At 58.9% G+C, this 16,807-nt stretch carries 22 protein-coding genes and 1 tRNA gene; 7 read left to right on the forward strand and 16 right to left on the reverse strand.

Annotated features, from left to right (window positions below; genetic code table 11):
- Window positions 1-82: 82 nt before the first annotated feature.
- Window positions 83-850 carry a SapC family protein gene (locus tag C1T17_RS16265; protein ID WP_104955295.1) on the forward strand — a complete coding sequence of 256 codons (768 nt, stop codon included), beginning with the start codon at window positions 83-85 and terminating at the stop codon, window positions 848-850.
- Between the two features lie 232 nt (window positions 851-1,082).
- Here C1T17_RS16265 and C1T17_RS16270 read toward each other — a convergent pair whose 3' ends face one another.
- Complete coding sequence (locus C1T17_RS16270) at window positions 1,083-2,000, reverse strand: N-formylglutamate amidohydrolase (RefSeq protein ID WP_104954340.1); 918 nt, start codon at window positions 1,998-2,000, stop codon at window positions 1,083-1,085.
- A gap of 159 nt (window positions 2,001-2,159) precedes the next feature.
- On the opposite strand from C1T17_RS16270, the gene cpdR reads away from it, so the two are divergent.
- On the forward strand, window positions 2,160-2,537 hold the full coding sequence (gene cpdR / locus C1T17_RS16275; RefSeq protein ID WP_104955296.1) for a cell cycle two-component system response regulator CpdR: 378 nt from the start codon (window positions 2,160-2,162) through the stop codon (window positions 2,535-2,537).
- Between the two features lie 8 nt (window positions 2,538-2,545).
- Here cpdR and C1T17_RS16280 read toward each other — a convergent pair whose 3' ends face one another.
- Window positions 2,546-3,871, reverse strand: coding sequence for a dicarboxylate/amino acid:cation symporter (locus tag C1T17_RS16280; protein WP_104954341.1), 1,326 nt, complete (start codon window positions 3,869-3,871; stop codon window positions 2,546-2,548).
- Window positions 3,872-4,008: 137 nt separating this feature from the next.
- On the opposite strand from C1T17_RS16280, the gene C1T17_RS16285 reads away from it, so the two are divergent.
- A tRNA-Val gene (locus C1T17_RS16285) sits at window positions 4,009-4,083 on the forward strand.
- Between the two features lie 45 nt (window positions 4,084-4,128).
- Here the strand turns inward: C1T17_RS16285 and C1T17_RS21385 are convergent.
- From C1T17_RS21385 to C1T17_RS16360, 14 genes are all read right to left on the reverse strand, one after another.
- On the reverse strand, window positions 4,129-5,385 hold the full coding sequence (locus tag C1T17_RS21385; protein ID WP_189338378.1) for a hypothetical protein: 1,257 nt from the start codon (window positions 5,383-5,385) through the stop codon (window positions 4,129-4,131).
- A 151-nt stretch (window positions 5,386-5,536) separates the two neighbouring features.
- The gene (locus C1T17_RS16295) at window positions 5,537-6,253 is read right to left on the reverse strand and encodes a hypothetical protein (RefSeq protein WP_145959020.1); all 717 of its coding nucleotides are present in this window, start codon (window positions 6,251-6,253) and stop codon (window positions 5,537-5,539) included.
- Complete coding sequence (locus C1T17_RS16300) at window positions 6,250-6,495, reverse strand: hypothetical protein (RefSeq protein WP_104954343.1); 246 nt, start codon at window positions 6,493-6,495, stop codon at window positions 6,250-6,252. Before C1T17_RS16300 ends, C1T17_RS16295 begins: the two co-directional genes overlap by 4 nt.
- Window positions 6,492-6,923, reverse strand: a complete 432-nt coding sequence (locus C1T17_RS16305; RefSeq protein WP_104954344.1) for a hypothetical protein — start codon at window positions 6,921-6,923, stop codon at window positions 6,492-6,494. The genes C1T17_RS16300 and C1T17_RS16305 overlap by 4 nt, the downstream gene beginning before the upstream one ends.
- Window positions 6,920-7,183, reverse strand: a complete 264-nt coding sequence (locus tag C1T17_RS16310) for a hypothetical protein (protein WP_104954345.1) — start codon at window positions 7,181-7,183, stop codon at window positions 6,920-6,922. Before C1T17_RS16310 ends, C1T17_RS16305 begins: the two co-directional genes overlap by 4 nt.
- A 112-nt stretch (window positions 7,184-7,295) precedes the next feature.
- Window positions 7,296-7,571: a DUF2312 domain-containing protein gene (locus C1T17_RS16315; RefSeq protein WP_411269243.1), complete on the reverse strand. Its 276-nt coding sequence runs from the start codon at window positions 7,569-7,571 to the stop codon at window positions 7,296-7,298.
- A gap of 361 nt (window positions 7,572-7,932) precedes the next feature.
- The gene (locus tag C1T17_RS16325) at window positions 7,933-8,436 is read right to left on the reverse strand and encodes a hypothetical protein (RefSeq protein WP_104954347.1); all 504 of its coding nucleotides are present in this window, start codon (window positions 8,434-8,436) and stop codon (window positions 7,933-7,935) included.
- A 2-nt stretch (window positions 8,437-8,438) separates the two neighbouring features.
- Window positions 8,439-8,726: a hypothetical protein gene (locus C1T17_RS16330; RefSeq protein WP_104954348.1), complete on the reverse strand. Its 288-nt coding sequence runs from the start codon at window positions 8,724-8,726 to the stop codon at window positions 8,439-8,441.
- Window positions 8,726-11,401: a toprim domain-containing protein gene (locus C1T17_RS16335; protein WP_104954349.1), complete on the reverse strand. Its 2,676-nt coding sequence runs from the start codon at window positions 11,399-11,401 to the stop codon at window positions 8,726-8,728. Before C1T17_RS16335 ends, C1T17_RS16330 begins: the two co-directional genes overlap by 1 nt.
- A gap of 119 nt (window positions 11,402-11,520) precedes the next feature.
- The gene (locus tag C1T17_RS16340; protein ID WP_145959021.1) at window positions 11,521-11,790 is read right to left on the reverse strand and encodes an ogr/Delta-like zinc finger family protein; all 270 of its coding nucleotides are present in this window, start codon (window positions 11,788-11,790) and stop codon (window positions 11,521-11,523) included.
- Window positions 11,791-11,855: 65 nt separating this feature from the next.
- The gene (locus C1T17_RS16345; protein WP_104954351.1) at window positions 11,856-12,314 is read right to left on the reverse strand and encodes a hypothetical protein; all 459 of its coding nucleotides are present in this window, start codon (window positions 12,312-12,314) and stop codon (window positions 11,856-11,858) included.
- A complete protein-coding gene (locus tag C1T17_RS16350; RefSeq protein WP_104954352.1) occupies window positions 12,311-12,688 on the reverse strand; it encodes a hypothetical protein in 378 nt (125 codons plus the stop codon). Before C1T17_RS16350 ends, C1T17_RS16345 begins: the two co-directional genes overlap by 4 nt.
- Window positions 12,685-12,984, reverse strand: coding sequence for a hypothetical protein (locus C1T17_RS16355; protein WP_104954353.1), 300 nt, complete (start codon window positions 12,982-12,984; stop codon window positions 12,685-12,687). Before C1T17_RS16355 ends, C1T17_RS16350 begins: the two co-directional genes overlap by 4 nt.
- Window positions 12,981-13,328 carry a transcriptional regulator gene (locus C1T17_RS16360; protein WP_104954354.1) on the reverse strand — a complete coding sequence of 116 codons (348 nt, stop codon included), beginning with the start codon at window positions 13,326-13,328 and terminating at the stop codon, window positions 12,981-12,983. Before C1T17_RS16360 ends, C1T17_RS16355 begins: the two co-directional genes overlap by 4 nt.
- Before the next feature lie 84 nt (window positions 13,329-13,412).
- Here C1T17_RS16360 and C1T17_RS16365 point away from each other — a divergent pair, with 84 nt between their 5' ends.
- The 4 genes from C1T17_RS16365 (at window position 13,413) to C1T17_RS16380 (ending at window position 16,789) form a co-directional block, all read left to right on the forward strand.
- Complete coding sequence (locus C1T17_RS16365) at window positions 13,413-14,075, forward strand: XRE family transcriptional regulator (protein WP_104954355.1); 663 nt, start codon at window positions 13,413-13,415, stop codon at window positions 14,073-14,075.
- A gap of 336 nt (window positions 14,076-14,411) precedes the next feature.
- The gene (locus C1T17_RS16370; RefSeq protein ID WP_104954356.1) at window positions 14,412-15,104 is read left to right on the forward strand and encodes a hypothetical protein; all 693 of its coding nucleotides are present in this window, start codon (window positions 14,412-14,414) and stop codon (window positions 15,102-15,104) included.
- Complete coding sequence (locus C1T17_RS16375; RefSeq protein WP_104954357.1) at window positions 15,094-15,678, forward strand: hypothetical protein; 585 nt, start codon at window positions 15,094-15,096, stop codon at window positions 15,676-15,678. The genes C1T17_RS16370 and C1T17_RS16375 overlap by 11 nt, the downstream gene beginning before the upstream one ends.
- Window positions 15,653-16,789: a ComEC/Rec2 family competence protein gene (locus C1T17_RS16380; RefSeq protein ID WP_189338379.1), complete on the forward strand. Its 1,137-nt coding sequence runs from the start codon at window positions 15,653-15,655 to the stop codon at window positions 16,787-16,789. The genes C1T17_RS16375 and C1T17_RS16380 overlap by 26 nt, the downstream gene beginning before the upstream one ends.
- The last annotated feature ends 18 nt before the right edge of the window (window positions 16,790-16,807 follow it).

The following is a 16,807-nucleotide window of genomic DNA, read 5'->3' on the forward strand; positions in this document are numbered from 1 at the left end:
AAACGCTTGGGGTCATTACTGCGCTGACCCCATCGACCAGCATAGCGCGGTCCCTGCGCTTCCGATCCATGGAGAGATTTTTATGGCCTCTGCGCCGAGCAACGCACTGCCCGTTTTCTACAACGACCTTATCCCGCTCAACAGCCAGGATCATGCGGACTTCCGTTTCCGAGCATCCGATTCGGCACCCTTCCTGACGAACCAGCATGCCGTGCCGCTGACGGTAGACGAATTCATTAGCGCCCAGCGGTTCGTGCCTATCATCTTTTCATCGGGCGACAACGCTGTGCCGCTGGCGCTGATGGGCCTCAACGAGGGCATCAACACGTTCCTTGATGATGAAGGCAAACTGCGCGGGCCGGTCTATGTTCCCGCCTACGTCCGTCGCTATCCCTGGATGCTTGCGAAGCTTCGTCCGGACAGCGACGAGCTTTCGCTCTGCTTCGATCCGACCAGCCCCACGATTGGCCTGTTCGATGAAGGCGAAGCACTTCTTCAGGACGGCAAGCCGACCGAGATCACCACGAATATTCTGAAGTTCTGTGAGGATTTCGAGCAGGCAGCAGCGCGCACTGGGCAATTCATGGCAGACCTGAAATCCATGGACCTGCTGATGGAAGGCGAAGTATCGATCCAGACGCCCGGAAACGAGCAGCCATTCGTGTATCGCGGTTTCCAGATGGTGAACGAAGAAAAGCTGCGTGACATGCGCGGGGATCAACTTCGCAAGATTACACAGAACGGCATGCTGCCGCTCATTCACGCGCACCTGTTTTCGCTGCAATTGATGCGGGAAATTTTCCAGCAGCAGATAGAACAGGGGAAAATGCCTTCCGTTCCGAACACGTAACGAAGCCTATTTTACTCGGTTTAAAAGAAGAAAAGAGTGAAGGGTTGCCATTGCGCACTTATTTTTATCTTTCACCGCTTGAAACTTCGAAAGCTTGCCCTTAATTTAAGGACATACGGTGCACCTGCCCCCCTTTCGGGTGCGCTGTATGGATGTCTCCTTCTGGAGACGTCTCCTCCCTGAACCTTGGCCACCCCGTGTTTACACGGGGTGGTTTTTTATGTGCCGCGTGTCATTCGGCCGCTTGCGCGAAGTCGGGAGTTGGCCATTCGTCCGCTAGCGCCCCGGCCAATTCCACAAGCAGGGATTGCAGCGCACGCACGCCGGGGCCGAGGCGGTCCAGTGCGGCATCGAGATAGAGGCTCCGGTCGACTTCCACCTGCATCGCATGCATGTTCCAGTTCGGCCTGCCATGACGACCAATCAGATAGTTGCCGGGATAAGGATTGTTCTGCGCAACCTTCAGGCCGTGCCCCTCGATCAACTCGGCGGCGCGTGCAATCAGGCGCGGCGACGCGCTACGCCCGAATGCGTCGCCCAGCACGATCTGCGGCGCGACGTCGGGCGGTATCACTGTAAGAGGCGGCATCGAATGCAAGTCGATGAGGATCGCATACCCGAACGCATCGCGCGCACGGCGCATCATCGCTTCAAGGGTCTCATGATAGGGCGCGTGATAATCAGTGATGCGTGCGTGCAATTCCTGCCAGTCGAATGGCCGCCGCCAAAGCTCGTTAGCGCCGTGGAGACGACGCGGGAACAGTCCAAGACCGCCGCGTAGCTTTGCGCTGGCGGACAAAGGCGTACCATGAGGCAGATCGCGCACCATGGCAGGGTCGATTTCCCGCTCGTCGCGATTGAGGTCGATCAGTGCGCGGGCGGCACGAGCGACCAGCACCTGATGGCCGTAACCGATCAACCCGGTGACGAGGACATCGACATGGCGATCCTCCAGCCGCCGCAGCACAGATGGGGGCACTCGCGACTGGGCGAGCAGCGTTGCAGGGTAGAAGCGACCCGCATGGGGAACCGATATGACGACAGGGCTGGCTGGCGCTTCGCCAGCGGCCACGCCGTAGCGATTGAAGGCGAGCGCGGACTCCACCGGATCGGGCAAGTGTAGGGCAACCCGTTTGTCCGTGTCCGTCATGAAATTCCCTTCATGGCCGCCTGAAAAACCTCGAACGGCTGGAAAATATTAAGTCCTTGTCGCATAAGGTCACGGTTCATGCCAAGCCCCGCGCTCTTGCGGGTGCGGCACCGTACCCGGTAGGAAAGCCGGGGCGGAACGGAAAGACTGATGGCGAATATGGTTCGGATATTGCTGGCGGAAGATGACGATGCGATGCGGCAGTATCTCGCGCGGGCGCTGGAGAAATCGGGCTACGAGGTCGTGGCCGTGGATCGCGGTACGGCCGCCCTCCCCCTGATCCAATCGGAGCGATTCGACCTGTTGCTGACCGACATTGTGATGCCCGAGATGGACGGTATCGAGCTGGCGCAACAGGCAGCGACGATCGCCCCCGACATGCGCGTGATGTTCATCACGGGCTTTGCGGCCGTGACATTGAAGGCGGGCAAGACGATGCCGCAGGCCAAGGTGCTCTCAAAGCCCTTCCACTTGCGCGACCTGGTGCTGGAAGTGGAACGGATGTTCGGCCCGAACAGCGCAACCGGCCTGATCTAAACAGGCAATCAGTCTGGTATGATTTCCTGCGTGCCCGGCGCAGGGTTCAGTGGTTTGCCCGCCATCGCAGCCTTCAGCCGGTCGCGATCCAGCCCGCCTTCCCATGCCGAGACAACCACCGTTGCGACGGCATTGCCGATGAAGTTGGTGAGGCTCCGGCACTCGCTCATGAAGCGATCGACTCCGAGGATGAGCGCCATGCCTGCAACGGGAACGCTCGGAACGATGGATAGCGTCGCCGCCAGAGTGATGAACCCTGCCCCAGTAACACCGGCAGCGCCCTTGGAACTCACCATTGCTACCAGCAGCAGCGCAAGCTGCTGTTCCAGATCGAGATGCACGTTGGTTGCCTGGGCGATGAAGAGGGCGGCCAGCGTCATGTAGATATTGGTGCCGTCGAGGTTGAAGCTGTAGCCGGTCGGCACGACAAGCCCGACGATCGACTTGCGACAGCCCGCCCGCTCCATCTTCTCGATCAGGCTGGGCAATGCGGCTTCGGAGGACGATGTGCCAAGCACCAGCAGCAACTCGGCCTTCAGATAACGAATGAGCTTGAGGATGTTGAACCCCGCGAACCATCCGACCGCGCCGAGCACGACGAGCACGAACAGCAGCGATGTCAGATAGAAGGTCGCAACCAACTCCGCCAGATTGGCAAGCGTGCCGATGCCATATTCCCCGATGGTGAACGCCATGGCTCCGAACGCACCTACCGGCGCGGCCTTCATCAGGATCGAGACGAGGCGGAAGATCGCGTGGCTGGCGGACTCCAGCACCGCCATCAGGGGCGCAGCTTTCTCGCCGATCAACGTCAGGGCAATGCCGAACAGGATCGCGACGAAGAGGACCTGCAGGATATTGCCTTCCGCAACGGCGGAAACGAGCGTTGACGGGATGATGTTGAGGAGGAACGCGGTCAGCGTCTGGTCGTGCGCCTTATGAGCAAAGTCCGCGACCTTGCCGGCATCAAGGGACGCGGGATCGATGTTGAGACCGCTGCCCGGCTGCACTGTGTTTGCGACGATTAGCCCCACGAACAGCGCAAGAGTCGAGAACGTCAGGAAATAGGCGAATGCCTTCGCCGCCACCCGACCAATGTCACCCAGCCCCCTCATGCCCGCGACGCCGGTAACGATTGTCAGGAATATCACCGGCGCAATAATCATCTTGACCAGCTTGATGAAGGCGTCGCCAAAGGGTTTGAGGCTGGCCCCCGTCTCCGGCCAGAAGTGGCCGATCGTGACGCCCAGCGCGATCGCGATCAGAACTTGAACGTAAAGATGACGGTAAAACGGGAGTCGTTCGGCAGGTTCATCGACGGATTGCGGCAGCATATGTTCAGTTCCCCCTGCTTCCATTACCGTATCCTGCCGGGCTGTCATGTCCAGCGTCTTATATGATGCTTATGTTTCAGCAGCGCGATTCGCGCTTGCACGCCTTTCCAACCCTCGCTAATGGCACCCTTCCTCGTGGGCGTGTAGCTCAGTGGTAGAGCACTGTGTTGACATCGCAGGGGTCGCAAGTTCAATCCTTGCCACGCCCACCATGGCAAAGCCCGGATAACCCCCCGTTATCCGGGCTTTTCTTTGCCTTACGCCGACTTTGCAGCGCCTGAGAACGGGATGATCGTTGCATCTTCTCCGGTGCTTTTCCGGTGAAATGCACCTGGCGACAGGGTTTCGATCTCGTCAATTATGCGCTCGATCTCGTGCCGCGCGGCGCGCAAATAGTCCGGGTCGAAGGGTGCATAGATGTCGGAGGTGCTATCGAACTTGTCGTGGCCCAGCATCATCTCGATCTCTTTCCAGTCCGCCTTTGGCAACCTGTCGCGCAGCAGTTTGGCCATGGACCGGCGGATCAGTTTCATTCCGCCTTCGCCTTCACCGGGCAGGCCGATGTCGGCCGCCATGGTTTCCCACGCGGACTTCACGGATGCCACGCCCACATAAAAATCTGTGTTCGCATCGAGGTGCAGGGCGAACTGCCAAGGCACCGGGACGGTTGGTCGATACTTCTTGGTCTGCCGCCGCCCCCGATAGTTAAGGTCGAGGATTCTCGCTTTGCTGTTCCACTGTGAGCGCGCCGGGGCGGTGTTGATGTCGTGCACGGCGTCAGGCCGCGCCAAAGTCGCAACGGACGCAATCAGGAAACGGTGTAGCGCTCCGCGCTTTACCGGGAACCGAGGGTCGGCGGCGAACGCAAACATGCGCGCCAGCTCCTTCAAATCGCTCCGGTGTTGAGGGGTTCGGTTCAAGCTCTTCGTGGGAATCGGCTTGAACTGCGCGGGACGGATAGTATCGCCGCGCGCCTTGGAAAAGTTGATCGCGGCGGCGAGCTGCAGAACGCTGTTTTCAATCGTCGACAGTGAGCGCTGCCGCTCCTTGCCGCCGGGCGACTTGATTGGCTGCGCTGCCGCCCATGCACGGAAACCCGCGATCCATTCTTCGTTTGCCCTCTCGCAGATCAGCGCAAGGTCGCCTTTATGTGCAATGTAGGCCGTAATGTGGGCGAGGCGGTGGCCTATGGCCTTGTCGCCGTTCGCTTTCATCGAGAGATAGTCTTGAATGGATTGCAGGACGAGGAAACCACTGCCTGCTACCCGGCGTTGGCCGCACGTGGGGCAGATCGCCGCCCCTTCGCTGTGTTCGAGATAATGCCGGTCGAGCGCGGCTTTGCCTTTGGCAACATCTCCCTCACCCGTTGAAGTGCTTCTTGTCCGGCCTCGATCGGCGTCATACCAGAAGATGGCGATGAAGGGGGAGCGGAGGGTTCCGTCGCTTCGGCGATCCCAATCGAGCCAGTATCCGCCGCGCTGATACAGTCCCTTCGCCTTTGCACGTCTCGGCATCTTGCCTCTTTCTTCATGTCCTTCGCCGACATCGCACGGACTGCATCAACTCCGCCAGATGCCACGAGCAAGTCCAGCTCGGCAGCGGACAACTTGATGCCCCTGCCCGTCTGCACCGCCCGTGCGAGTCGCCGATCGAGGTCGATAGCACTCATGCGGCCTCCAAGCGCAATTGCGCCACCGCCTCACGATCGCGCGGCGGTATCCAGTAAGTGGGCACATAGGGATTACCGTAACGGTCTTCCGCCGGGATGACGCGCTTGTCCCACACCACCCACATATAGTCGATTTTGCCATGCGCCCATGCGTCCTTGCCCAGGGCGGCGATCTGGTCGCCGGGCGGCATGGAGGGGCGCTCGCACAGGATGTAGGTTGCAGCGGGCCGTGTCGCCGGATCGGTGAACAGGCGATAGCGCCCTGCGCTGGCTTGCCATTTCAGCGGTAGTAAGGCCGCGACCTTGTGCGTAGCGATAGAGAGGGCGCGGCGGATGCATTGTTCTGCGAGGCCCCGCACCAGAGCGCCCTCCTGATAGCTGAAGGGCGGGTTCATGATTATCGACAATTCCGGTTCAGCTTCGAGCAGATGCACCTGGTCGCCGAGGAAATCATGCAGGCCCATGAAGCACCGGCTTTCGCCGCGGTCGAATTTATCGGTACCAAATGCCGTTAAACCACGTTCCGACAGCGCCTCGGGAATCGTGCCCTTGCCGCAGAATGGATCGAGATACGTAACAGCGGGGTCCATATCTACAAAGTCGCACAGGCGGTGGGTCACCCACGCCTGTTCAACGTACCAGTCCCACGGATGCCGCTTCGGCTTTTTCTCTCCCTTGCGGCGTTTAGGTAGCGATGTGAGTTCGCCGCTCATGGCTGCACCGCCTCTCGACCTGCATCCGTGATCGTCCACCAATAGACGTTGCCGGACCGCGAGGCTGACACACCTCCGACAAGGCCCCAGCGTTGAAGGCGGCGGAGCATCGTGCGTGCCTGCGCCGTCGCCCGGTCGCTGGTGAAACCGCAGGCCCGCGCGACCCAATGCGTGGCGGTGCGGTTTCCGGTGAACAGATACGTCAGCGCCGTATGGTCGGCGAGGGATAGGTTCCTGCTCATGCGGCATTCCTCTTCGGTTCGTCGGTGGAGGCGCTGTGCAGGGTCGGAATCGTCCAGACGTAGACGAGCAGATGGAGCCAGCGCCAAAGAGGGTGGAGATCACGGATCATGTCGTCAGCGCCGCGCTGTATCGCCTGATCCAAGGTTTTGCGGACGGTTGCGGGCAGTGCCTCCCAGTCCGCCGCTGTGGCGGGCAAAAGGGGCCGTGCTTCGCGCAGCAGGGCGTCGCGCTGCTCAGGTTCTACGGGCGCGCGCTTGGCCACGATAATGGCAATGCGATGCCAGAGCAGCATGTCGCTATTCATCTGCTCTGCGCGCTTCCAACGCTGCTCGGGATCCTCGGCGGCGTCGATCGCACGCGCCCAGGCATCGTTGCGACGCGTGCATTCGGTGGCGACGGCCTGCCACAGTTCCGGCGACGCCTTCACTTGCCGTCTCCATAAGCCATGCTGGCGAGCGCTTTTGCGACCAAGTTCCAGACGTGCTGCGCCAAACGGGGATGGCCGCGAACCTCTCCTTTCCTCTGCGGCGTCGCGCGATCGAGGTCAGCGGTGGACCGGCCTCGCAAGGTCTGACAGTCATAGTCGCCACGCTGAACGGTGCCGCCGACATTGCAGATGTGCATCCGGGCAAGCTCGGTCGTTTTCCCGTCGATGGCGGAAAGAAGTTCTACACGGACGACGATCATGGGAAGCGCTCCCAGCTATCGAAGGCAGAAAAGGTTATCAGCGCCCACAGGATGGCGGTTGCGCCGAGGGTGAAGCCGAAGAAGCGGCGCGGGGTGGGTTCGGGACTGCGCATCATTCCATCCCCAGCGCGCACTGGTATGTCTCGAGCAGGCCCTCAAATTCGCGAAGCGCGTGGCCTTCCATCCGGCGGCGCTTCACGATTTCCTTCATGACCTTCGTGTCATAGCCGGTGGACTTGGCCTCGCCGTAGACGTCCTTGATGTCATCAGCGATTCCGCGCTTTTCTTCTTCGAGGCGTTCGACGCGCTCAATAAAAAGGCGGAGCTGGTCGGCGGCAACATTGCCGGTCGACTCGCTACTGCTCTTCGTGGTGCCGACGCATGTCACACAGACGGGAAAGCCATCGGCGAACATGGTGCTGGTGTGCTTCTGCCAGCCTTCCGGCAACGCATCGAGCGTGCCTGCGGCTTCGGCGTCGCATTTCGCGCAAGAGAGCGTCATGCCGCACCTCCGCGAGAGATCGAGCGTGCGATGTGTCCGGAATACACTGATACGGCCTTCCAATAAGCGGCCATCGGCGCCTTATGCTTTCGCCAGCACTCATTAGCGCGATCTCGCGCATCGGCTTGGATCGCCCGCAAAGCATCTACCAACTGCTGCCGGGGCTGCTCATCCAAATTCCTTAGCGCAGCAACAGCAGGAAGCCGCAGCACCGGGTTACGCACGCTGGCACGTGATGAACGCTGGATCATGCGACCGCTCCCATGCTGGCGGGAAGCGTGCCGGGGTGTTCGGCAAGGTCAGCGTAGCGGATCAGCTCGGCGGCGGTGGCGCGGGCGCTGGCGGGATCGAGGTAGAAACAATGGGGAAGCCAGCGCATAAGCACCGCTTCGGGATGCATAGCGATCTGGTAGGAACCATCGTTTTGCCGCTCCAAAAACAACTGGAATGCGGAGGATTTGGGCGGACTGATGAAATCTTCCGCCGTGGGACGAACGCGATCTGGTCCACTGGCGATGGCGGCGAAGTGCCGTTGCTCGATCGCTTCCATGCAGTCGGGGCAGCGCAGGAAGGGTGTTCCGCTGCAATCAAGCTCGAGAGCGTCCCATCCTGCGGGCATGATATTCAGCGGCCTATTCTCCTGACGCTCGCAGTCTCCGCAAATGAAGATGTAGGACGTTGTGGTAAAGTCTGGCGCCGTAGAGAAGTCGACGCCGATGAAGACGGGTTCGGGAAGGGTCTGCAACTCCATGTTCAAGCTCCGGGTTCGAGGGCGAGGAAGACGCCGATCGCGAGCAACACCATCGGAATGATGATGACGATTGCGGCCATGGGTTCGCGGGACAGCAGCGTGAATTGCCGCCGGTGCGGGTCGTAGGTGGGCGTGGCGAGTATCTGGCGGACGTTCCGCACCGCAGGGCGCAGCATGGCCTTGGCGGCGCTCAGCAGGCCCGGCATGGCGCTGGGTCGGCAATTCTGACATCGGCATGCCATCGGGTGCAGGCGCACGGCGTGGCGCAGGCAGGCGGGATCATTACGCATCACGCGTTCCTTCCTTGGGAATTGCGGCCGTCTGCCGCTTTGGGTTGTTCGAAAATCCAGCAATGGATGTGCTTGCCGCCGACGCCATTGACCGTGTCGGCCTTGAAGAACCGGCGGCGCTTCGACGTTTTCAGATACTTTTTGAGATCGTCGGTGGAGGGTGCGGTCAGGCCGCGATGGCGGCACTTTTCTTCAAAGTGCGGGAGCGCGACGGCAATATAGTCTTCCGGCTTGCGGTGCTGATTGATGTGGTGCTTGGGATCGAGCGTGTCTTCCTCGTTCGACTGTATCCAATCGAACAGCTCCCAAAACTTCTGCACCACATCATGATCGGCGCTGATCGCGGCCTTGCGCTCCGCTGCCATTTGGAAAATGCGGTTGCGGGTCTGCTCCAGGGCCGTGTCCGGAATGGGCAGGATGCTGGCCATGGCTTCCAGCGCGCCGACAAGCTGCGAATGGTTTTTGATGATACGGACGTGGCGAACCTCGCCGCGCTGCTCAAATTCCTTCTCCGCCTTCAGGAACGATTCCCGGAAAATCTTCATCACATCGGCTTCGCGCCGGGCGGCATGGACGATGAAGCCGGAGATATCATCCATCGGCCATTGCTCGATCCGCTCGGCGGCGGACTTGGTCGCGGCGCTGAAGTGCGACTTGTCGAAGCGCAACTGCATGATGCGCTCCAGCACCGCAGGCGAGGCATTCACCGCATTATTCTGTTCGATGATGATCGCGGCGCGGAACGGCGGTTCGTAGGTCTCGTTGCCGCCACTCTTGACGCCGCGCGACCGAACGGATCGGCCATTATAGGCGGTCTTCAGCTCTTCCCATTCGAAGCGCTTGGCGTGCACCGCCTTTTCGTCGCGGTCGCCCTCGATCAGAACCACCGGCATGTTGGCGACCTTGCCAAGGTTGCGGGCGAGCGCCACCGTGGTTGCCTTCTGCGGGTCGAAACCTTCGTAGTTTTCGCGTCCGAGCAACTTCCACAGAAATTCGATCAGGGTGGATTTGCCGGTGCCGGGATCCCCGGTCATCTCCAGAAAGGCGAGGCTCTTTTGCTGGGCGCGGATTTGCTCTGCAAAAAGGGACATGAACCAGAACGCCACCGTGACAAGACCGTTGGTGCCCCATGCGACCCAAATGTCGACCAGCCATTTCGCGTGAAAGCTGTCGGCATCATAGTCGATTGATAGGATGCGCTCGTTGCTGCGCAGCTTCAGCGACATCTTCCCGAAGTCGAAATAGTCCTCTTCGTTCACGCGGACGACGCGGCCATCCTTGATGCCGATATCGCCAAGCACCCATGCGGCGTGGTCGCGGCTGTAGCCGGTGAAATCGAGTGTCTCGACAATCTTGATCCGGCTTGTCTGCCCGGAAATCAGGCGATCGAGCTGCTCGGTCGTTCCAGTCCATTGACCGCCCGGCGATACCGCGAGCAGGCGCTTCTTGAATTCCGCACCGGCTGAGAGCGATGCCGGTGAGAAGGCAGCTTTGGAGGGCGGGCGATCGGACGGGGAATCGACGCGCAGATAATATTGGCTTTCGTCAGTCGCATCGTCCCGCTGGAAGTAGAGGACGCGGAAGGCGCAGTTTGCGATTTCCTCAACATTGGCGCAGCCCTTTGCCGCCGCCTTTTTCGTGATGCCTTCCTTCACCTGCACCTCGGCGATCCGCGCCTCGTTGAAGTGCGCCCACCAGGTGCGGCTGTTATGGACGAAGGAGAAGCTGGACCAGCCTTTCCGGTTGTAGATTAGGCAGGCTTTTTCGGTGGCGTTGGGCGCGATCAGGACTTCGCCGTTCCACAGATATTCGGTCAGGTGGTCGGGTTCCAACCGCTTGCGCGAAAGCAGATCGTTCCAGTCCCGCTTTTCGCCCTCGCCTTCCGGGTTCACCTGTGCAGCGGTTGCGCGCCAGCCCTGCTCACGCGCCAGCTTCACGAACTTGCGGGTATATTCGACACCGGCCTTGCCGACATCGAAGGCGAAGATCAGCTCGGGGCCGCCGGTAATGCCGAGGTCGGCAATCGCCTTGCGCAGTTCTTTAAGGAAAATGTCCGGATAATTGTTGCAGGACATGGCGGATGCGGCGAATTCGCCGACTTGACGGAAGGAGAGCGCGTCGAAAATGCCCTCCACGATCCAAAGCCGCTCGGCATTGGCGATCGATGGCATATGGTGATCGGGCGCAGTCCAGGCATGTCCCTTCCATGGCTTGCCCCATGCGAAATGCGCCTTCTTGTCGAAGCGGCCCGGTTGGTCGATCAGCCGTTCCCAATAGGAACCGCCGGGGAGCTGGAATCGAACAGTGGCGCTGGTCAGGTTGCGCTGACGATCCTTGTAGATTTCCTCGGTGTAGCAGCCGCGCAGACCGTCCAGCTCGAAGCCCCGCGCATAGCGCAAATAGGCATCGGCGGCGGCGGTCGGGTTGTTCTCGGTCGCCCTGTAGCGGCTCGACCAGTTGTCGAAGATTTCGGAATAGAGTTCCTTGACGTGGCCGTCCCAGCCACACTTCTCAAGCCGCCCGCATTTCAGCACCCATGGTGCGTCGGCGCGGGTGAAGACTTCCTTGCGTCCGCACTTCGGGCACTTGCCCTTCTGCAGCCAGTTGCCCTTAACCTCGAACCGGAATTCGTCGGCTATGCGCTCGCTAACTTCTTTGAATATGTCGTCGCGCATTGTGTAATATCAGGCCCTTGTTCGATGATGCTCGCAGCGGAGCGCAGGCAATGCGGAGCCGATCGCGGCCAAGGGGTCGCGTGGCGGGTAACATGCGGATGCTGGTATTCTTCCCCGGATCAGCCGGTGGCGGTGCGCGCCTGATCGGTGATGTCGAAGATGTTCATTTGTCCAAAGTCACGGCCCGGCGGCTTGGCGTCGCGCACTACCGGCTCCCGGAAATGGTCGCCAAGCGCGCTGGGCGAGATGGTGCTCTCGAAGATCAGCGATGCCCGGAAGGTCATTCCGCAATGGAAGTTGGTGCACGCGTAGTAAATGCGGCGCAGTGTCGGATGCACCTCATCCGATGAACGCACGTTCGCCTTTGCCCCGCATGTAGGACAGTTCATCACAGGCTGCTTGTTGTTGCGCCTGACTGCCCCGCTCGTGAATTCTTTCAAGCCCCCCGGCTGTATCACTTGCCGCCGCCTCCCCTCGTCAGTTTGCGCAACAGCTTCGTCATGACGCTGATTGCCTGTTCCGTCTCGATAACCGCCAGCTCTTGCGCTTTCGGGTCATCCATGTGCCCAATGAGGTGCAGCGTTGCCGCTACGGCCTCTCCGGCTTCTTTCGCCACGTTCCCGGCGGCTACCAACACGCTCGTGTCCGTTGCCGCCTCGACCATGCCCGGCGCTTCGAGGCGCAGCGTGTAGCATTCGAACAGCGGCGCGCCCTCGCCGCCTGCGCGGTAGTAGGCATTGTCCAGACGCAGCGCGTCCTGCAGGCTGATTTCCCGCTCGGTGTCGGGATCGCTGAGCTTGCGCAGCAGGGATTCCGATTTGCCGACGACGGCGGCGCAACCGTCCCAGCCCAGTTCGTCCGCTATGAGCGACAGCGAGCGCTGAAAGGTCAGAGGTTTGCGGACCTTGGTCATTGCCCGTCCTTTGCGAAGAATTCATCATGCGAGACGACGCGGCCTAACCGGCCAGAAAGAAAGATCGTGCCCGGACGGGGGTTCAAGCCTCCGGGCACGGCGGCGTCAGGCGCTAATTTGGGGGCAGCTTCCTGACGTCGCATCTCGTCTTCCGCGACTTCTTCGCGCACGATATGGGGGGGTGCTTCTTCCGTTTTTTGGGCGATGCTCATGCCGCCTTCAAAAGCAGCCTGCATAATGCGCTCGGCTTCGGCAAAGCGATGCGGATCATTCTGGCACGGCCCATATATAAGTGATGTAGCGAACGGCAGTCCGGTTTTTGGATCGCGAGCGCTGTAAAACCACTGCCGATAGGCATCCTGCACGTCCGTCATGCCGCCTCGACCGGGCGCTGGACCGCCGCGCGGGCGGCGGTGATGGCAGTCCTTGCCGCTGGGCTGAGCGCGATCGGCTGATCCTTCATGTGCGGCATGATCGTACCGACCAGAAACTGCGAACGGAGCAGCGCGAACATTTCGCGGGGCGCGGCACCCAGCTGCTTACGTAGCTTCTCTGCCGGGACGCTGCCGCCAGCGTCATGCAAGGCATTGAGCATCGCCATGGCAAGAGCGATTTCACGCGCCGCTGTGCTGCCTGTGTTGCACGCCGGGATGATGACCACGTGCTTCATGCCGCTCGCTCCTGCTGAATGTTTCGGCTGTGCAATTTGCCGATGTGATTGGACTGTCCGGCGACGATGTGCGCCGATAGTACGGGGCCACATTCGATCTCGGGTTCGACCGAGACAGGGGGAGGCATGTCCGCGGGGTAGATGTCGGGGCGGAGCCAATGACGGGGAATTCCCGTCGCGGCTTCAACGCGAAGAACATATTCAGCGGGAACACGCTTTGAAGATTGCAACCACTTCCAAACAGCCGTTTGGGACACGCCACAAATTCGCGCGAGCGCAGACTGCGAACATGCTGTTTCGACTGCCTTTTGCAGTGCCTCGAAAGGGGTGATTTGGCGTTCCATGTGCGCCACCTACAACCATGGTTGCACCCTCGTCAAGTACCATAAGTACCTTTCCCTATATAACTTTGGTTGTAGGGACGTTGCATGGTGATTTCAGATCGGCTGCAGCAGTTGATGGTTCAGCGAGGGCTGAGCCAATCGGAGCTTGCCCGCCGCGTCGGGTTGACGCAGCAGAGTATCGGGAAGCTTGTGCGCGGTGAGTCTGCAGGGTCAGCGCATCTTCACAAAATAGCGCGCATTCTTCAGACAACAGCAGCGTATTTAGCGGGGGAAACCGACGATCCGGCTGAAGGAGCAGTTATCCCGCCAACCAAAGAAGAAATTGCAGAGCAGCTCGGACTGGTCGAGATCGAAGAAATTGACCTGTCGATCGGCATGGGCGCGAGCTATCTAGATGAGGCGGCAGTCCAGACAGTGTCCCGTTGGATGCCTGAGGACTGGGTTCGCCAGTTCACCGATGCGCCCGCAAGCATGCTGACGATAGCGCGTCCTGTTGGCGATTCGATGTATCCCACGATCAATGACCGCGACATCGTTCTGATCGACCGCTCGTTGCGACACATCGACAGGCAAGAAGGGATTTGGGCGCTTTCCTATGGGGGCCTCGGCACAATCAAGCGGGTCCGCGCTATGCCTGACGGAAGCTACAAGCTCATGGGTGATAATGCCAGTATTCGGGAAGAAACAGCGGTCGACGGCGAAATGTTCGTCATTGGGCGTGTAGCAGGGGTGATAAGGAGAACTTAGCGAAGTTGTCGAGACCGACTTGGCCTGGTCCGCCCAATAAAAAGAAAACGATGTTTGAGCGTTACCAAGCCGTACGCTTATTTAGCCTCTTTGAGAAATTTAGGATCGTCGAATATGTGGTCGTGTATATGTAGCGTGTGCAAACATTGTGCTGCGATTGCTCATGCGGGTGCCTGTGAGAAAATAATCTGACTGCTCGTTCCAGATCATTAATGATTATACGTAAAAATCCCGTGTTCGTTTCCTCTGTGGTGGTGCAGGCATTCTTATGATAGCGACGCGCCTAGTTGGCTCACCAGTGGTGCAAAGTTATTCTGCGATGAGTTTGATGCGGGGATGTCTGTGACCGAATTGCGAGACTTTACAGCATCGACGGTTATAGTCGGTCGGTTGAATCCCCTGATATTTTCGCCGGAGTGGCTGCAATCAAACAATGTCATCGGGCCACAAGAGGGTTCTGAAGCGAGAGAACACGGCATCGAGGTTATGGCGCCAAACATTGCCGCCATCTCCATAGGCTCCATCAAACTTATTGTGGAAGAGGCGCGCTTCTCGCTGCATGTGTCTGACGAACCTTTAGTGCGAGCGAAAGACTTCGCAGCGGGGTGTTTTCGACTTCTGGCACATACCCCCGTTTTCGCAGTCGGATTGAACTTCAACGCGACGCTTCAAGGCACAGAAATCGAACGGTGGCACCGATTTGGCGACACGTTGGCTCCCAAGAGCCCGTGGGGATCATTTGTTTCCGACGAAGCAGGAGCGAGAAAGGGCGGAATGCGCACTCTGGTAATGGAACGGCAAGTTGACGCTGACCGAACTAGGGACTTTGTCCGCTTTTCTATTCAAATTGCCGAAAATTCAGAGATGGAAGCCGCCCTTCAGGTCAACAATCACTTCCATCTAGGCACACCAGAGCAACCTAAGACGGGAATGGAAGCTTACAAGTTGATCGAAGAAATATGGGATCAGGCGTTCGCAGACTCACGTGTTCGACTTGAGGAAATTAGGGGCATAGCTAATGCTGCTTGATGCGATGGAGCAATCAACAGGATGGCAACGAGTGTCCGCCGCCACGGCACCGATGTCGACACCCAACTTCACCAGGCCGATCCTTCAGCCATTAGACGACTCTCCGGATACGCTTCTAATTAGCCCTGACCAACGTATCGGCAGGCCTATCACAGAAAGTCAAGAAGTCGACGGGATACGTATCCTTGACGCTATCGCGCCCCTCGAGCGTGCTAAGTATTTTACGCATAATGTGGCTTCGCGCCTGGAAGTGCTTCAAGCTTGGGAGGGAGCTGTCATTGATGTTCGTCGCAATGAAGGCACGTTCACAGCTCAATTATATGACCTTAATAACCCCGGCGAAGCAATTTCCGAGGCAGAGTTCGATATTCAAGACGTTAGTTCCAATGATATCGGCCTGCTGAAGGAAGGCAGCATCTTTCGCTGGATGATAGGGTATCGCATGCACAGTTTTGGTCAGCGTGAGCGCGTGTCGGCAATTGTTTTTCGTCGGCTTCCCAATTGGTCTGCAGAAGATATAAAGGCTGCCGTGGCCGAAGGGGGAAGAATTGCCGAAGAACTTGTTGTACTCTAAGCCTTACTCGACGGCTCCGAAACCAGACGAGATTGAAGTCACAGTTATTGGCCCAGGCTTCGGCGAAGCGATATTAATTCACGCAGGTGATGGCAAGTGGTGCTTAGTAGACTCGTGCGCCAAATCGACAAAATCTGAACCGGAATCTCTCCAGTATCTTAATGCAATGGGCATTAATCTCGATCATGTTTTCGCAGTGTTTGTAACGCACTGGGACGACGACCACTGCAAAGGTCTAGCGAAGGTCGTGAAGGCATGCACGAGCGCCAACTTGGTGATGTCAACCGCTTTCACCAAGCGGGACTTCATTTCATTTACTCAAGCCTATGCGTCTCCGATGTCTCAGAACGTCAGGGCTGGCGTGAAGGAGATCAATGAGGTCTTGAAGGAACTGGCGGATACTAAGAGGCCAGTCTACTCTGCATATCCTGGCCGACGGTTATTTACCGCTAGTGATGTAGGTCTTAGTCCCGGTCAAAGGATGGAGATTTGGTCGCTGTCGCCAAGCGATGAGGAATATCAAAATTTTATTGCGTGGGTGGCCACACAAATGCCGCAGGCCGACACGACGCGTCGCGTTGCTATGAAGAGATTGCGGAACGACCTCTCTGTCGTACTGCATATTTCGTTAGGGGAAGACGTAATCTTGCTTGGCGGTGATTTAGAGGAGGAGGGGAAAGCTACTACAGGCTGGAGCGCCGTCCTGAATCTGCGCGGTGGCCCGACGGCGTTGGCGGACGTATTCAAGGTTCCGCATCATGGATCAATTACAGGTCACCACGACGACGTCGCAGCGCAACTTCTATCGTCGGATCCGCTCGCCTTGGTCGCGCCGTTCAAAAATGGCAAGGTAAGCCTCCCGACGAAGGCTGATGTTACGAGAATTTCGGGTTACGCCGCAAATTCTCACTCAACGGCTAATCTGTCGAACCATGCCAGCCCCCGTCGGGATGCTGTTGTGGACAAAACCATCCGCGAAGTTACGAAGCGCTTTTCCACTATAAAGCCCGACGTCGGCATGGTCAGGTTACGAAAAGTGCGGGGCTCCGGCTCTGCATGGAACGTGGAACACTTCGGAAGCGCCAGTCCGTTATCTGACATTCACCAATAGATGAGACGCGCGGACCAC

The sequence above is a fragment of the Sphingobium sp. SCG-1 genome, from assembly GCF_002953135.1.
Lineage (GTDB): Bacteria > Pseudomonadota > Alphaproteobacteria > Sphingomonadales > Sphingomonadaceae > Sphingobium.